Annotated in this window: 13 protein-coding genes; 9 read left to right on the top strand and 4 right to left on the bottom strand. The window is 61.1% G+C overall.

Features of this window, described 5'->3' with window-relative positions:
- Positions 1–12: 12 nt before the first annotated feature.
- Together NCS00_RS17585 and msrB are read right to left on the bottom strand one after the other, a co-directional pair.
- Positions 13–1833 carry a cytochrome c biogenesis protein DipZ gene (locus tag NCS00_RS17585; protein WP_250440623.1) on the bottom strand — a complete coding sequence of 607 codons (1821 nt, stop codon included), beginning with the start codon at positions 1831–1833 and terminating at the stop codon, positions 13–15.
- Positions 1834–1876: 43 nt separating this feature from the next.
- Positions 1877–2380 (bottom strand): peptide-methionine (R)-S-oxide reductase MsrB, encoded by a 504-nt coding sequence (msrB, locus tag NCS00_RS17580; protein WP_008353296.1) that lies wholly within the window; start codon positions 2378–2380, stop codon positions 1877–1879.
- 183 nt (positions 2381–2563) lie between these two features.
- Here msrB and NCS00_RS17575 point away from each other — a divergent pair, with 183 nt between their 5' ends.
- The 3 genes from NCS00_RS17575 (at position 2564) to NCS00_RS17565 (ending at position 6190) form a co-directional block, all read left to right on the top strand.
- Positions 2564–3295, top strand: coding sequence for a response regulator transcription factor (locus NCS00_RS17575; protein ID WP_250440622.1), 732 nt, complete (start codon positions 2564–2566; stop codon positions 3293–3295).
- Complete coding sequence (locus NCS00_RS17570) at positions 3292–4821, top strand: sensor histidine kinase (protein WP_250435852.1); 1530 nt, start codon at positions 3292–3294, stop codon at positions 4819–4821. The genes NCS00_RS17575 and NCS00_RS17570 overlap by 4 nt, the downstream gene beginning before the upstream one ends.
- 973 nt (positions 4822–5794) lie before the next feature.
- Positions 5795–6190: a hypothetical protein gene (locus NCS00_RS17565; RefSeq protein WP_033536146.1), complete on the top strand. Its 396-nt coding sequence runs from the start codon at positions 5795–5797 to the stop codon at positions 6188–6190.
- Positions 6191–6197: 7 nt separating this feature from the next.
- Here the strand turns inward: NCS00_RS17565 and NCS00_RS17560 are convergent, their stop codons facing one another.
- On the bottom strand, positions 6198–7109 hold the full coding sequence (locus NCS00_RS17560) for a LysR substrate-binding domain-containing protein (RefSeq protein ID WP_008353300.1): 912 nt from the start codon (positions 7107–7109) through the stop codon (positions 6198–6200).
- A gap of 120 nt (positions 7110–7229) precedes the next feature.
- Here NCS00_RS17560 and NCS00_RS17555 point away from each other — a divergent pair, with 120 nt between their 5' ends.
- Positions 7230–8543 carry an MFS transporter gene (locus tag NCS00_RS17555; RefSeq protein WP_175979360.1) on the top strand — a complete coding sequence of 438 codons (1314 nt, stop codon included), beginning with the start codon at positions 7230–7232 and terminating at the stop codon, positions 8541–8543.
- A 77-nt stretch (positions 8544–8620) separates the two neighbouring features.
- On the opposite strand, the gene NCS00_RS17550 is transcribed toward NCS00_RS17555, so the two are convergent.
- A complete protein-coding gene (locus NCS00_RS17550) occupies positions 8621–9313 on the bottom strand; it encodes a GntR family transcriptional regulator (RefSeq protein ID WP_008353303.1) in 693 nt (230 codons plus the stop codon).
- Positions 9314–9534: 221 nt separating this feature from the next.
- Between NCS00_RS17550 and NCS00_RS17545 the strand changes: the two genes are divergently transcribed.
- The 5 genes from NCS00_RS17545 to NCS00_RS17525 all read left to right on the top strand — a co-directional run bounded on the left by NCS00_RS17545 (position 9535) and on the right by NCS00_RS17525 (position 15326).
- A complete protein-coding gene (locus tag NCS00_RS17545) occupies positions 9535–11079 on the top strand; it encodes a Rieske 2Fe-2S domain-containing protein (RefSeq protein WP_250440621.1) in 1545 nt (514 codons plus the stop codon).
- Between the two features lie 64 nt (positions 11080–11143).
- Entirely contained in the window at positions 11144–12142 is a 999-nt protein-coding gene (locus tag NCS00_RS17540; protein ID WP_250440620.1) for a PDR/VanB family oxidoreductase, read from the top strand.
- Positions 12143–12454: 312 nt separating this feature from the next.
- Entirely contained in the window at positions 12455–14260 is a 1806-nt protein-coding gene (locus tag NCS00_RS17535) for an alpha/beta fold hydrolase (protein WP_250440619.1), read from the top strand.
- Positions 14261–14440: 180 nt separating this feature from the next.
- Complete coding sequence (locus NCS00_RS17530; protein ID WP_008353310.1) at positions 14441–14866, top strand: organic hydroperoxide resistance protein; 426 nt, start codon at positions 14441–14443, stop codon at positions 14864–14866.
- 58 nt (positions 14867–14924) lie between these two features.
- The gene (locus tag NCS00_RS17525; RefSeq protein WP_033536174.1) at positions 14925–15326 is read left to right on the top strand and encodes a VOC family protein; all 402 of its coding nucleotides are present in this window, start codon (positions 14925–14927) and stop codon (positions 15324–15326) included.
- Positions 15327–15360: the final 34 nt, after the last annotated feature.

The raw sequence follows: 15360 nt of genomic DNA, 5'->3' as shown, positions 1-15360 counted from the left end.
AAGAAGTCGCATTCAACCGAACGTGAAGGCATACGCTTCGACGCCGGGGTCGAGAAATTCGATGGTGAACGTGCGGTCGGCGACGGGGCCCGCCTGCCGCACCAACTGATAGAGGCGCTGTTCGGTCACGGTGCCGCTTCCGTCCGCCTGAATGTCGCTGCCATGCGATGCGCCCGGCGCCGCGCCATCGATGCTCACGCGAAAGCGCACCGGCTTGCCATCTTTCGACGGCCCGAGCACGAGATGCAGATCGCGCGCATGAAAGCGATACACGATGCGCCCCGTCGCGCCTTCGAGCGTCGCGTGCTCGGCGCCGACCTTCCACGCGCCCGCGAGTCCCCAGTCGTTGACGTCGAGGGCGTTGGGCGCGGCATAGTCGTGAATGCGATCCTGCGTTTCGCCGCCCGGCGACATGAACTGCTGCGCGCGTTCGTAACCGATATACGTTTCAGGCGAACGCATGTCCGCGTTGTCGGCCTGCATCATCGCGCCCTGACCGATGTCGTTATCGTCATGCTTCGCGCTCATCGCCATGGCAGGCGCGGCGCCGTGACCCGCTTCGGCAAGCAGTTGCTGAATCACCTGCTCGGAGTGCGCATAATCGCCTTCGCCGAAGTGGTGATAGCGGATATCCCCCTTGGCGTCGATGAAATAATGCGCCGGCCAGTACTGATTATTCAACGCGCGCCAGATCGCGAAGTTGTTGTCGATCGCAACGGGATAATCGATACCGAGATCGTGAACCGCCTTCTTCACGTTATCGACGTTGCGCTCGAATGCGAACTCCGGTGCATGCACGCCGATCACGACAAGCCCCTGATCGCGATACTTCTGCGCCCACGTCTTCACATACGGCAACGTGCGCAGGCAGTTGATGCACGAGTACGTCCATACATCGACGAGCACGACCTTGCCACGCAACGCTTCCTTTGTAAGCGGCGGCGAGTTGAGCCATTGCACCGCGCCATCGAGCGAAGGCAGCGTGCCTTCCACGGGCAGCGGCGCGGGGTTCGGCGACTTCGGCGGCTCGGTGCTCGCGCGCATCATCGCGGGTCCGTTGTTATCGACGTTCGCCGCGTTCGCGGACATCATCATCGCGCCCTGGTTCTTGTTCGAGAGCTTGTCGACGAGCTGTTGTTCGATCCCCGAGGTCGCGACCGTCGATACACGAGCGAGCACGCCGGTGTCCAGCCCGAGCCCGATCGCGACAACGCCGAGCAGCATCGCCCCGCCGATGCCGCGCCGCACCCATTCGCCTGCGCCGAGCGAGCGCTTCATCGCGGCGAACACGCGTCCGCCGATCAGCAAGGCAACCGCGAGCGAGGTCGCCGCGCCCGCTGCATACGCGAGCAGGAGCAGAGTCGTGCCGACGCTCGCGCCGTTGAGCGCCGCGCCCGTCAACACGAGTCCGAGGATCGGGCCTGCGCAGGGCGCCCACAGAAGACCGGTCGCGATGCCGAGCATGAACGATCCGACGAAGCTCGGCTTGCCGTCGCCGCGTTGCGCGAATGCGGTGAGACGATTGCCCGCGCTCACGAGCGGATGCATCACGCGCTCGGCGAGACTCGGCAACAGCAGTGTGAGGCCGAACACTGCGAGCAGGACGATGGCCGCCCAGCGACCGTATTGATTGGCCTGCGTGACCCAGCCGCCACCGACGGCCGCGAGCGTCGCGACGACGGCGAAGGTCAGGCCCATGCCCGCGAGCAACGGCAAGCCGCTTTTCACGAACGGCTGATCCGCGCGCGCGAACACGAAGGGAAGCACCGGCAGGATGCACGGACTGAGAATCGTCAGCGCGCCGCCGAGATAGGCAAGAACGATGAGCAGCATGATGGTATCGGGTGGTCGAGGTTGATCGGAGTGCTGGCGCGATTCAGGCTGCGCCGGGCGTGAAGTTCATCGCGACGCCGTTCATGCAGTAGCGCAGGCCCGTGGGCTTCGGACCGTCGTCGAAGACGTGGCCCAGATGACCGCCGCAGCGCCGGCAATGCACTTCGGTACGCACGACGCCGAACGAGCCGTCGATGCGCGTCGCGACCGCATGATCGAGCGGCGCCCAGAAACTGGGCCAGCCGGTATGACTGTCGAACTTGGTGCGCGAGGAGAACACCGCCAGCTTGCAACCCGCGCAACTGAACGTGCCCGCGCGATGCTCGTCGTTGAGCGGGCTCGTATAAGGGCGTTCGGTGCCTTCGCGGCGTAATACGTCGAATTGCACCGGATCGAGTAGACGATGCCATTCATCGTCGCTATGGACGATTTCGAAGCTTTCCTGCGTCTTCGGATCGGCCGCGAGCGCGCGAAAGCGTCCGCCCAGTGCGAACGCTGCGGCGGCGGCCGCGGTGCCTGTGAGGAGAAAGCGGCGGCGGGTTTGCATGATGCGTGCCTCGGGTTCGAGTGGTGTACCGGCATCGTATTCGCGCGCGCATCCCCGAGTCCTCACCGAAAGTTAAATTAAATGTGATACTTGGCCGCGCGCTTTTCTGCACAATGGCACAGACGCCCGTCCATTGTTCTGCGGATTGGGCGCGCGTGTTTTTCTCTGCCGATAACATTCCTCATGGATCATCCGAAACGCATTCTGATTGTCGAAGACGACATGCATATCGCCGATGTGCTGAGTCTCAACCTGCGCGACGAACGCTACGAAGTCGTGCATAGCGCCGATGGCGCCGAAGGGCTGCGCCTGCTCGAACAGGGCGGATGGGATGCGCTGATTCTGGATCTGATGCTGCCCGGCGTCGACGGCCTCGAAATCTGCCGGCGTGCGCGCGCGATGACACGCTATACGCCGATCATCATCACGAGCGCGCGTTCGAGCGAGGTGCATCGCATTCTCGGCCTCGAACTCGGCGCGGACGACTATCTTGCGAAGCCGTTCTCGGTGCTCGAACTCGTCGCGCGCGTGAAGGCGCTGCTGCGCCGCGTCGATGCGGTCGCGAAGGACTCGCGGCTGGAGACGGGGCGCATCGAAGTGGCGGGCATCGCGATCGATCCGCTCGCGCGCGAAGCATGGGTGGATGGCGCGCGCATCGAACTCACGCCGCGCGAGTTCGATCTGCTTTATCACTTCGCGCGTCATCCGGGCAAGGTGTTCTCGCGCATGGACCTGCTCAATGCGGTGTGGGGTTATCGGCATGAAGGTTATGAGCACACGGTCAATACGCATATCAATCGTTTGCGCGCGAAAGTAGAGAAAGATGCAGCCGATCCGAAGCGCATTCTCACGGTATGGGGCCACGGCTATAAGCTCGCGGCGCAATCGCCTGACGGCAAGGTTGGCGCGTCGTGAAGCTCACCTTGTCGCAACGGCTCTTCGCGGTGTTCTGCGTGCTGTTGCTCGCGTGCTGCGGCGCATCGGCGTGGCTGCAGATTCGCGCGAGCGATCTGCGCGAGAAGGAAGTCATTCAGAGTCTTTCGCGCGGGCTTGCGGCGCATATCGCGCGTGACGGCGCGCTCGCCGATGCCAACGACATCGATGCGCCCGCCGTGCGCCGGCTCTTCAGTCAGTTGATGGTGGTGAACCCGAGCGTCGAAGTCTATCTGCTCGATAACACGGGGCGCGTGCGTGCCGACGATGCGCCGCCCGGACATCTCAAGCGCGATCATGTCGATCTCGCGCCGGTGCGGCAGTTCCTCGACGGCGCCGTGTTGCCGATTCTCGGTGACGATCCGCGCAGCGAGGGCAAGCGCAAAGTCTTCAGCGCAGCGCCGCTCGCCGCGCCCGGCAAGCCGCCGTTCGGCTATGTCTATGTCGTGCTGCTCGGCGAGGAGCACGATGCGCTGGCTGCGAAGGCATCGGCGAGCGCGGTGTTGCGCACCACGCTCGCGTCGATGGGTCTCGTCACATTGCTCGGGCTCGTCGCGGGCCTGGTTGCATTCGGGCTCGTTACGCGGCCGCTGCGCCGCCTCACCGAAGCAATGCGCAAGTTCGACGCGCGTGGCGCGCCAGCAGAACCGCCGGCGCTCGCGCGCATCGACACGCCCGATGCGCGGGCGAACGAACGCGACGAGATCGTCGTGCTCGAAAGCGCGTTCGCGCAGATGGCGGAACGCATCGGCGAGCAGTGGCGCGCGCTGGGTCAGCAGGATCGCGAGCGTCGCGAGATGGTCGCGAACATCTCGCACGATTTGCGCACGCCGCTGTCATCGCTGCATGGTTATCTCGAGACGCTGTCGCTCAAGTCCGACACGCTGCCGGATACCGATCGGCGTCGTTATCTGTCGATCGCGCTTGCACAGAGCGCGAAGGTGGGTCATCTCGCGCAGTCATTGTTCGAACTGGCGAAACTCGAACACGGCATGGTCGCGCCCGAAGCCGAGGCGTTCTCTCTCGCCGATCTGGTGCAGGACGTATTCGAAAAGTTCGAACTGCCCGCGCAATCGCGGGGCGTGCGCCTGAATGCCCAGATCGCGCCACGCTTGCCGAACGTAACGGCGGATCTCGGCATGATCGAGCGCGTGTTCACGAATCTGCTCGATAACGCGATCCGTCATACGCCTGCGCAAGGCGTCGTCGACGTGACACTTGCACTTGCGCGCGAACAATCTGACAGAGTGGAAGTCACGATCAGCGATACGGGTACGGGCATTCCGCCGGAAATGCGCAAGGCGCTTTTCATGCGTCCGTTCGCTTCGGGCGGCGCGCATCGCGGCGGGCTAGGGCTGCTCATCGTACAACGCATGCTGCAATTGCACGGCAGCCAGATTCGCCTGATCGATTCGAAAGACACGGGCACCACGTTTCACTTCGATCTGCCCGTCGCCATTACGCAGACCGGCAATGGCGCGCCGCAAGTGCGCGGAGGGCGCGGTTAAAAAGAAGCCCGGCATTTCTGCCGGGCTGAATGGGATGGTCGTCGCCTGCGCCTGATCGCGCTGTTGGATTGCGCGTGCGGCGTTGCCCGGCCTGACCATCCGCGTGGACGTTTTCGTGAAAACCGATACGAAGCAAATTGCAAGGGGCACTATCTTGCCCGCGTTTGATGACGTTTTAGTCTCTCAGACTTAAACCAATCTTAAGAAGTGTGCCGCGTGTGAAGTGCGCGTCGAGCGGCGCAGGTGAAACGGCGCGTAATCTGCGTGGCGTCTTTGCTTAAGCAAGTTATATGGTTTCTTTAGAGGTTCCTCTTCATTGCATTGCGAATTGATCGGCCGATATGGCCGCAGGCGACGATGGAAAAAAATGCCGAACGACAGCCGCGCGAAAGCGCGGAACGTTCTTTCATGTGGAATCTTTCCTTGGTTTCCTGCAATATGTTTGCTAGCATGTAATCGAGTCGCAGCCGCCGCGCATGGTTGCTGGTCAAAAGTTACGGCGCTGTGGCGTGGCAATCAATAAGACCCGCCGAGGTCAATATTAAGCGAAAGCGCACACAAGTCGCGCCGAGTCGCTCGTGTCAGAAGGTTCCCGCGAGTCCACTGCTGCATCATGCAGCGGTGCGGATTCGTGCGCAATGCTATATGTGCATTGTGAAAGGTCTAATAAGCATAGACGTTTATCGCATTTCGTGTTCTTCGCTATATGAGTTCTTTCTTTCAGCGTGGGAAATAGAAACATGCGAATTATTAAAACGTGCTCAACTGAATCTTCATAGACAGGTTTCTTCGACCTGGCCGCATTGCATGACGCTTTCGGCGATGCGCGCAAGGCGATTTGGCGCAATGGCGAGCGTTGCGCATATCTTCTGGCGTTGCAGGTGATTTTCCAGGCAACCGCATGCCGTCTTCGAAATCCGAATGACGGTGGAATGTCACACTCATACGATCCGCGCACCTTGCGGGAGGAAACGTGGAAACGGAACTCAGTCAACGGCTTGCGAAAGTGTTATGGCGGTGTGCATCGCACGGACAAGTGCTGACTTATCAGCGCTTTCATGCGCTATGCGACAAGGGGGTGCCACTGCCGCAGCGTTATGCCGCGCTCGAATCCGCAATCAAGGCACTCGGGGATGTGCACGACATCGACTACGGCGTGCTCATGGCGCTCGACAGCGGCTTGCCCGGCGCCGAGTTTTTCCAGCGCTACCTGCGTCATCGTCACGGTGAATACGTGATGCAGATGGGTGACCCGAAATATCATCGACAGACGCTTGCACGCAAGCGCACGCTCGTCGCGCGCGAACGCGATCGCGTGTATGCACACGCCCGGATGGTCGAGGAGGAGCGGGCGAGACAGGCGGCATGATTTCGCCTCACGCTTCGACTTCTTTCGCGTCTTCGAGGCCAGCCTTCGCCAGCACCCAGTCGCAGAAACATTTCACTTTTTCGACATCACGTTCGTTGGCGCGATAAGAGAGAAAGTGCGTCTCCCTTGCGAGCGGCGCGAACACACCCGCGCCCAACTCGATCAGATCGCCGCGCGCAAGCTCGCGCTCGGCGAGGCGCGTCGTTTCCAGCGCGACGCCCATGCCATCCACCGCCGCGGATATCGCGAGCGCCGCACGGTCGAACGAAGGCCGCGGCCCGCGTGGCATGTCGAGCCCATTGAGCTCGAACCAGCCGGGCCACGTCACACGGCTGAGTTGCGAGTCGATCAGCGTCATCCTCGCAATGTGCTCCGGCGCTGGCACGCCTTCCTGCAACAAGGACGGAGAACACATCGGGATGATGCGCTCCGTGCCCAGTGCGCGCGAGACGACACCGGCACGTTCGTGTGCGAAGCCATATGAAATGGCAACGTCGACTTCGCGCGCGCGTGCGAGATCGGCGGGCTCAGCGTCCGACGACAGACGTATCGTCACGTTCGGATGGGCCTGCATGAATTCGGGCAGACGCGGCCCGAGCCATTTCACGGCGAAGCTCGGCGCGCAATGAACGGCGAGCACTTGCGCGAGCGGATCGAGCGTGACTTCGGCGCATGCGGCTTCGATGACATCGAACACGCGTCCGAGACTTTCATGCAGGCGACGGCCTTCGGACGTCGTCTCCACGCGCCGGTTGCGCCGATGAAAGAGCGGCCTGCCGAAATACTGCTCGAGTTCCTTGACCTGATGACTGATCGCCGATTGCGTGAGATGAAGCTCGCTTGCGGCAAGCGTGAAGCTTTCCAGACGCGCGGCTGCTTCGAATGCGCGCAGGAGTACGAAGTTCGGAATGCGCCTCATGGAAACACCTTATGCATGAGAGCCTGTCATGGATGGATGAACAGGCATCGTTTGTCTTTCTGGTTTGAGGTGACGAACATGTGAGCGATCCAGACGCATGACATAACCAGGAGACAAAGCATGAGTTCCCACAGTCCGGTTGCGTATCTGACAGGCGATGAATCGTCGACGTATGCGAAGGTGACATGGCGTCTGCTGCCATTTCTCTTCGTGTGCTATCTGTGCGCGTATCTCGATCGCATCAACGTGAGCTTCGCGAAGTTGCAGATGCTCAACGATCTGCATTTCAGCGACGCCGTCTACGGTGCGGGCGCGGGCGTGTTTTTCGTCGGCTATCTGCTGTTCGAGGTGCCGAGCAATCTCATTCTGTTGCGCGTGGGCGCACGTCGCTGGATCGCGCGCATCATGGTGACGTGGGGCGTGATCTCTGCCGGCATGATGTTCGTCACGACGCCGACGAGCTTCTACATCATGCGCTTCATGCTCGGCGTGGCCGAAGCAGGGTTCATTCCGGCGATCCTGCTGTATCTCACGTACTGGTTTCCCGCTTCGCGCCGAAGCAAAGTAACCGCGCTCTTCATGACGGGCATTCCGATGTCCGGCGTCGTTGGCGGGCCGCTGTCCGGCTGGATCATGACGCATATGGGCGGCGCGCACGGCATCGCGGGATGGCAATGGCTCTTCCTGCTCGAAGGCCTTCCGACGGCCGTTCTGGGCGTGGTCGCGTACTTCTATCTCGACGACAAGGTCGCCGATGCGAAGTGGCTCAACGACTCGCAAAAAGCAATGCTCGAAGCCAATCTGCGCGACGAAGAGCCGGCGCATGCGCTGCATTCGGTAAAGGATGGATTGTTGCATCCGAAAGTACTGCTGCTGTCCGTGACGTACTTTTTCTTCACGATGGGGCTCTACGGCGTGAGCTTTTGGCTGCCGACGCTCGTCAAGGCGAGCGGCGTGACCGATCCGCTCGATATCGGCCTGCTCTCGGCGATTCCCTATGCAGCGGGCGCCATTGCGATGCTCGCGGTCGGCCATAGCTCGGACAAGCGTGGCGAGCGACGCTGGCATCTTGCGGGCGCGGGTTTCGTCGGCGCGCTCGGCCTTTTTATGAGCGTGATGTACGCGCACTCCACGTTCTTCGGCATGATCGGTCTCACGCTCGCGACGATGGGCGTAGTCACGACCATCTCGCAGTTCTGGGTTCTGCCGCCCGCGATTCTCAGCGGCGGCGCTGCGGCCGCGGGCCTTGCGCTTGCGAATTCCGTGGGCAGCATCTCGGGCGTCGTGAGTCCCTGGCTCATCGGCGTGATCCAGACGCAGTCGGGTTCGACGGGCAGCGGCGTGCTCGGTCTCGCGGCGAGTTGCGTGATCGGCAGCCTGCTCGTGTTCGCGGTGCCCGCCGCGCTCGTGAACAGCCGCCGTCGCAGCGACTGACTCGCGCACGCCAAGCGAAACGGCCCCTTGAAACAGGGGCTTTCGCCGTCGATGCAACTCGCAACCCGTGCGTGAGATCACGTTGCTTCCGATTCCCGTTCGCGTTGCTCGCTCAGCACGACGCCGAGCCGTTCGACGAGGTTTCTTCGCGCGTTGGCGGTATGCAGATCGGTAAGTTCGGCGGCACGGTGGCCGTTGCCTTCCGCGATGGCCGCCGCGATGGCAGCATGTTCGTCCCAGATCGATTTGCGTTGTCCCGATGCCTGCAGCACGGCGCCCATCACGCGGCGCAGATGAACCCAGTGCGTCTGCGCGGTCTCGGCGATCAACGGATTGCCCGATGCCACGTAGATCGCGTTATGAAAGGCCATGTCGGCATCGATCATCGCCTTGACATCGTCGCTCTTCGACGCGCGCCTGCCATTGGTGATGATCGCCTTGTCGATCTTCGCGCCGCGTTCGGCGGCGAGACGCGCAGCGAGCGAATCCAGCGCGCCGCGAATCTCATAGAGATGACTGATCCATGCGGGGTCGAGCGGCGTGACGAGGAGACCGCGTCCGGGCGCATCGACGACAAGACCGTCTTTCTTCAGCAGACGCAGCGCCTGCAGGACGGGTGAGCGCGAAACCGCAAGCTGTTCGGCGATCTCTTCCTGCGTGATGCGCGTGCCGGGCGCGAGCGAACCCGAACTGATGGCGTCGAGCAGAACTTTGTAGACCTCGTCGACATAGTCGGTGCGGGCCTGGAGCTTGAGAAGTTTGGCGGGCATGATTCGAGCGTAAGTTCTGGATACAGAATACGGCAAGGGTACAGCGGGCCGGCCTTACGCGTCAACGCAACGTTATCGCGTGCCTGTTTTCATTCACGTTTACCCATAGAGACAACGCCTATCCACATCGCTAGTCTTCGTATACAGAGTTCGGAGTTCGGAAGGCAGAATTCAGGTCTCAGGCATCGATCGATTCAACCCCACTCGAAACAGGATTTCCCATGACCATCAAATCGGACAAGCTGGAAGGGCATCAGAGCAGCGGCGGCGCGGCCGCGACAGTCAAGAAGCTCGTGCCCTACGGCGGTTACTACGTGAACAAGGTGCCGGGCCACGATCCGGAACTGACGGAGACGGGCCCCGGGACGCCGATGGGTGAATACATGCGCGCCTTCTGGCATCCGGTCTGCATGTCGATGGAGCTGACCGACACGCCGCGCTTTCTGAAGATCCTCAACGAAGAACTGGTGGCATTCCGCGACGGCAGCGGGCGTGTGGGTCTGCTGCACGCGCATTGCGCGCATCGCGGCGCATCGCTCGAATACGGCGCGATTCAAGAGCGCGGCATCATGTGCTGTTATCACGGCATGGTGTTCGACGTGGACGGCGCGTGCCTGCATGTGCCGTTTCCGAAGGGCGAAGAGAAAGAGGCCGAAAAGTACGCGTGTTCCATTCGGCAAGGTGCGTATAAGGCAGTCGAGCGTCACGGTCTCGTGTTCGCTTACATGGGACCGCCGGAAAGCGAGCCGCCGTTTCCGGAGTGGGAAGGCGACTACACCGTGATGCCCGGCGACGAACTCGTGCCCTACAGCAACTTCCAGCATTGCAACTGGTTGCAGGTTCAGGACAACGCCGCCGATAACTTTCATCCGACCGCATTGCATGCCGCGAAGAACGTGGTGAAAGGACAGTTCCAGGGCACGACGTTCGACGAAGTCGGCGCAGCGTCGATGGAAGTCGCGCCCGACATGCATTTTCAGCCGGTCCAACAAGGCCGCAGTCTCGCGTGCGCGGGCGCGCGCCGCGTGAACAAGGACCGCTTGTTCGTGCGCGTGCAGCATCAAGTGCTGCCAAATCTGAGCCTGCATGCCTATACATCGGAAGATGGTTCGAAGAAGAAGCTCTTCAGCCGCTTTCATATCATCCGATGGACGGTTCCGGTCGACGACCAAAACAGCAAGATGATCGGCTGGCGCGTCATGGGCCCCGGCATCGATACGCGCGGTATCGGCAAGAAGGAACTGGTGGGCTATGAGTCGATCGACTTCCTCGACGGCCAGGTCGCGATGCGTCGTCCCGAGCGCTTCGCCGAATACACGATCGAGGACATCGTGCCGATTCCGCCCAATCATCGTGAGCGTGCGAACTACAAGCAGGCGCAATACGCGCCCGGCGACTACGAAGCCATCATCAGCCAACGGCCAATCGCGGTGCATGCGCTCGAGAATCCGACGAAGTTCGACGCGGGCCTGTTCCTGTTCCGCAAGATGCTGCGCGACGCGTTGCGCGGTTCGAATCCGGCCGCGTCGGCGCAAAACTTCGCGGAATGGTTTCGTGAGAACACGGGCGCGCCGAATAGCTTCTGCTCGGGCAATGTGTTCGAGATCCCCGAAGGCGAAACCGTCGAAGAAGAAGTCATGCGCCGTCGCAAGGTGACGAAGCAGATCGTTGCGATCCTTGCGGAAAGCGAAAAGCTGAAGGGTGATGCACGTACCGCATTCGTACGCGAACGCTTCGAGGAACTCGAACTCGCGATGAAGCAATAAGCCGGCCGACGAGGGCGCACGGCGCTCTCGCGATGCGGGATCATCGATTCGAGGAATGTCGACCATGTCAACACAATCCATCTCGACCGACGCGCAGAGTCAGACCTTGAATCTGCTCGTGCGTCAGGTCCGCTTCGAAGGCCGAGGCATCAATTCATACGAACTCGTCGATCCCGACGGTGCGCCATTGCCGCCTTTCACAGCGGGCGCGCATATCGACATTCATCTCGCGGGCGGCGTCGTGCGGCAGTATTCGATCAGCAATGCGCCACGCGAGCGGCATCGCTATGTGATCGCCGTATTGCGCGATGAACGCGGGCGCGGCGGTTCGAAGGCGCTTCACGAGCAATTGCGCGTGCAGGACATCGTGCGTGTAAGCCGGCCGCGCAATAACTTTCATCTCGTCGACGGCGCGCGCCGCGTGTTGCTGATCGCGGGCGGGATAGGCATCACACCATTGAAGGCGATGGCGCATGAACTCGACGATGCCGGTATCGAATACGAAATGCATTACTGCGCGAAAGATGCGGGCAGCGCAGCGTTCGCCGAGGAATTCGAGCACATGCGCGCAAGCGGGCGTCTGCATTTTCATTTCGATGGCGGCGATCCATCGGCGGGCCTCGATATCGGGGACTTGCTGAATGCGCCCGGCGAAGGCGAGCACGTCTATTACTGCGGTCCAGGCGGCTTCATGCAAGCGTGCGCGGATGCGGCGCGGCACTGGCCGTCCGGAACGGTGCATTTCGAGCACTTCAAGGCACCTGAGCGCAACGCTGGCGAGCAGGCCGCCAACGATGCGAACGACAGCTTCATCGTGCGTATCGCGAGCACAGGACAGGAAATCGAAGTGACGAAGGACGAGAGCATTGCCGATGCACTGGCGGGAGCGGGCGTGTTCATCGAGACATCATGCTGCGCGGGCTTGTGCGGTACGTGCAAGGTGCGTTATCTCGAAGGAGACGTCGAGCACAACGACTGCATCATGAGCGAAGAAGAAAAGACCGACTATCTGACCGCGTGCGTGTCGCGTGCGACGAGCAAGGTACTCGTATTGGATCTCTGATAGAGAATCGATCTTCCAAAAAGTCATATAGGCAGGCGAGGGGACTCGTCTGCAGCCAATCTGACGTTATGCCGACGAACCTTGCATAAAGAAATGAGCGGTAGCTCACACAAGCTATGTCTTATGCGCCAATAGGTAGCTCATTCGCACCTATTCGCCGGTGCAAGCCGTGTTACGAAGAGGACGCTTAATATAATCGTCTCAATACCTCGCGATCCCGTATTCGGCGGGACGTTGACGGCCAGGCATTGCAAGAACGGGACGACGAGTCATCGATCCTTGCGCGCCACCAAAGACGAGGACGAGATCGATATGAGACCGGTTGTATTCGGGAACCGATTCGGATGGCTGCACGCCGGAAGCGGCACGCGCGGCGTAGTGCTCTGCAATACCTATGGGCACGAATACGTGTGGACATATAGCGGCATGCGGCATCTCGCCGAAGCGCTGTCCGCGCGAGGCCTATGGGTGCTGCGTTTCGACTATCGAGGCACGGGCGACTCGGCGGGCGCCGATCTCGCACCGGATCAATTCCAATCGTCGGTCGATGACGTCGACGCGGCCATCGAATGGCTGAAGACATCGACAGGCATAGAGCACGTCACGTTATGCGGCTTTCGCGTGGGCGCCGCGTTCGCGCTCGAGGCCGCATTGCGTCAACCGGTCGATGACCTCGTACTGCTCGCACCCGTTGCGAGTGGCCGCGTGTATATGCGCGAGTTGAGCATCGTGCGCAAGACATGGCTCGAACTGCTTGCACCGCCTTTGCGTGAGATGCAAAAGGACGACGCGCGGCTCAACGTCCTCGGCCAGGTTTATAGCGATGAATTCAAAGGCTCATTGCAGGCGATCGATCTCGTCGCGAGCGTAAGAGACGCTGCGGCGGCACCAGCGCGTCGCGCGTTGGTCATGAATATGAAGGCGGGCGGCACGGATCCATTGTGCGACGCGCTCATCGAAAAGGGCGTGGAAGCACAGGCGCGTCCGTTCGAAGATCTCACTGGCTTTCTTCAGGAAACTGCATTCAACGCATTGCCGCGCGCAGCGTTCGCCCAAGTCGTGGAATGGATCGCTGGCAAGGATTCATCAAACAGGCAAGCGCCGTCGTCGGCCGATGCCGTTGACTGGTCCGCTCTAAAGATAGACACACCCGAAGCTATCGAACGCCCAGTACGCATCGGCGACGAAAAGCTTTTCGGCATTTTGTGCGAGCCGCGCACGGGGGCCGCGCGAGGTCCGGTGTTTCTCATTGCGAATACATCGGCGAGTGCGCGCGTCGGCGACAGCCGGCTATCCGTTCGCATTGCACGCGAGCTTGCGCGGCGCGGCATTGCATCATTGCGTTTCGATGCGCGAGGCCGAGGCGACAGTCCGGCCGCGCCCGGCGCAGTGCAATCGGATACGGCGTTCGGCCGAATCTATAACCAGATCGCGACTGACGACACCGCGGCCGCCGCACGCTGGCTCGCGCGGCAGGGCTACAAGTCGATCTTTGCATTCGGCGTGTGCTCGGGCGCTTATCACGCGCTCAAGGCGGCGGTCGCCGAGAATGCGATCAACGGTGTCGTCACAGTCAATCTGCCGACGTTTAAAAGACCGGCGGACGTCGCGCCCGACGGCTTGCGTCAATCGACGCGCAATTCCATGGCGGGTTATGCATTCTCGATGCTCGATCCGCAGAAATGGAAAGCGATCCTGCGCGGCGAAAAGCAGTTGATGCGCGTATTGCGCTTCGTGCTCGGCTATATGGCGACGCGCGCGCGTTCGCGTATCGTCGATGTGTTGAGGCTCGACCGCCTGAGCAGCACGGCGCCGGAGCTCGCGACCGAACCGGGACCGATCATTCGTGCGCTCGATGCCAAAGGCGTAAAGACAGCGCTCGTCTATGGCGCGTACGATGCGGGCATGGATCTGATCGCCGCGCATTTCGGCAAGCAGGGCGCGCGACTGTCGCGCTATCCATCCGTGCGAATGGCGATCTTTTCGGACCTCGATCACGCCCTCTTCATGACGACCGGTTCGGCGCATGTGGTCGCGGTGTGCGAACGTATCGCGAAGGAAAACACATCGCCCGTTGCAGATCCGGTCTTTTCAGGCAGAGAACCCGTCGTCTTGTGATTGAAGCGAGCTTGCTTCGGCGCGTCGGTCATGCGTCAGGCGAGCTCGCCGTGACTTGAGTATCCTTCGCTATTGGAACGTGCCCATATCGGGCAGCGTCCAGTGGGGAACTCATGTCGGCGGACTTCCGGCGCATGCGCGCCGCGAGATCCGCTCAACACAACGCACAGGAGTCTGGCGATGTCGATTGAAAAGGTTCTATACCGTGCACATGCTCATGTCACTGGCGGGCGCGACGGCCGCGCGACCGTGCCCGAAAGCAATCTGGATCTCAAGCTGACAACCCCGAAAGAACTCGGCGGCGGTGGTGGCGATGGCACCAATCCCGAGCAACTCTTCGCCGCAGGGTATAGCGCGTGCTTTATCGGCGCGATCAAATTCGTCGCCGCTCGCGACAAGATCACGCTGCCGAAAGATGTCGCGGTGGATGGCAGCGTGGGCATCGGTCAAATCCCGAACGGTTTCGGCATCGAGGTCGAATTGAAGATCTCGCTACCGGGAATGGATCGCAGCGAGGCACAGGCGCTTGTAGACAAGGCGCATATCGTCTGTCCTTATTCGAATGCAACGCGCAATAATATCGACGTCAAATTGACGCTGGCATAAGCATGTCGAATGTTCGGGGGCCTTTCTCCTGAACGCTCGAATGCACGCGGAGGAAGCGATGCTGACATCTGGAATCGATCACGTAGGTCTCACCGTGCGCAATCTCGACGCAACGCGTGACTTTTTCGTTCAATGTCTCGGCTGGCAGATCGTCGGCGAGCGGTCCGAGTATCCCGCCGTATTCGTATCGGACGGAAAGCTGCTGGTTACGTTATGGCAGGTGAAGGATGAATCGGCGCCTATAGCATTCGATCGGCGAAAGAATATCGGGCTTCATCATCTCGCATTGCGCGCAACGGATGAAGCCGCACTCGCGACGATTCTCGAGCGCGTGTCGACATGGCCGGGAGTGGCAGTGGAATTCGCGCCGGAACTGCTAGGAGCCGGTCCAAAGCGCCACATGATGATTTACGAACCGGGCGGCATCAGGATCGAATTCGATTTCGATCCGCGTGTATAGATTGAAACTCCGGACCGCAAAGAAAACGGCGGAG

This window comes from Caballeronia sp. AZ1_KS37, from assembly GCF_023631165.1.
GTDB lineage: Bacteria > Pseudomonadota > Gammaproteobacteria > Burkholderiales > Burkholderiaceae > Caballeronia > Caballeronia zhejiangensis.
This window is presented reverse-complemented; position numbering and strand designations above follow the sequence as displayed.

Coding starts and splice junctions, on each gene's coding strand:
- NCS00_RS17585 (WP_250440623.1), bottom strand. CDS start 1,833: ATGCTGCTCATCGTTCTTGCCTATCTCGGCGGCGCGCTGACGATTCTC.
- msrB (WP_008353296.1), bottom strand. CDS start 2,380: ATGCAAACCCGCCGCCGCTTTCTCCTCACAGGCACCGCGGCCGCCGCC.
- NCS00_RS17575 (WP_250440622.1), top strand. CDS start 2,564: ATGGATCATCCGAAACGCATTCTGATTGTCGAAGACGACATGCATATC.
- NCS00_RS17560 (WP_008353300.1), bottom strand. CDS start 7,109: ATGAGGCGCATTCCGAACTTCGTACTCCTGCGCGCATTCGAAGCAGCC.
- NCS00_RS17555 (WP_175979360.1), top strand. CDS start 7,230: ATGAGTTCCCACAGTCCGGTTGCGTATCTGACAGGCGATGAATCGTCG.
- NCS00_RS17550 (WP_008353303.1), bottom strand. CDS start 9,313: ATGCCCGCCAAACTTCTCAAGCTCCAGGCCCGCACCGACTATGTCGAC.
- NCS00_RS17545 (WP_250440621.1), top strand. CDS start 9,535: ATGACCATCAAATCGGACAAGCTGGAAGGGCATCAGAGCAGCGGCGGC.
- NCS00_RS17540 (WP_250440620.1), top strand. CDS start 11,144: ATGTCAACACAATCCATCTCGACCGACGCGCAGAGTCAGACCTTGAAT.
- NCS00_RS17535 (WP_250440619.1), top strand. CDS start 12,455: ATGAGACCGGTTGTATTCGGGAACCGATTCGGATGGCTGCACGCCGGA.
- NCS00_RS17530 (WP_008353310.1), top strand. CDS start 14,441: ATGTCGATTGAAAAGGTTCTATACCGTGCACATGCTCATGTCACTGGC.
- NCS00_RS17525 (WP_033536174.1), top strand. CDS start 14,925: ATGCTGACATCTGGAATCGATCACGTAGGTCTCACCGTGCGCAATCTC.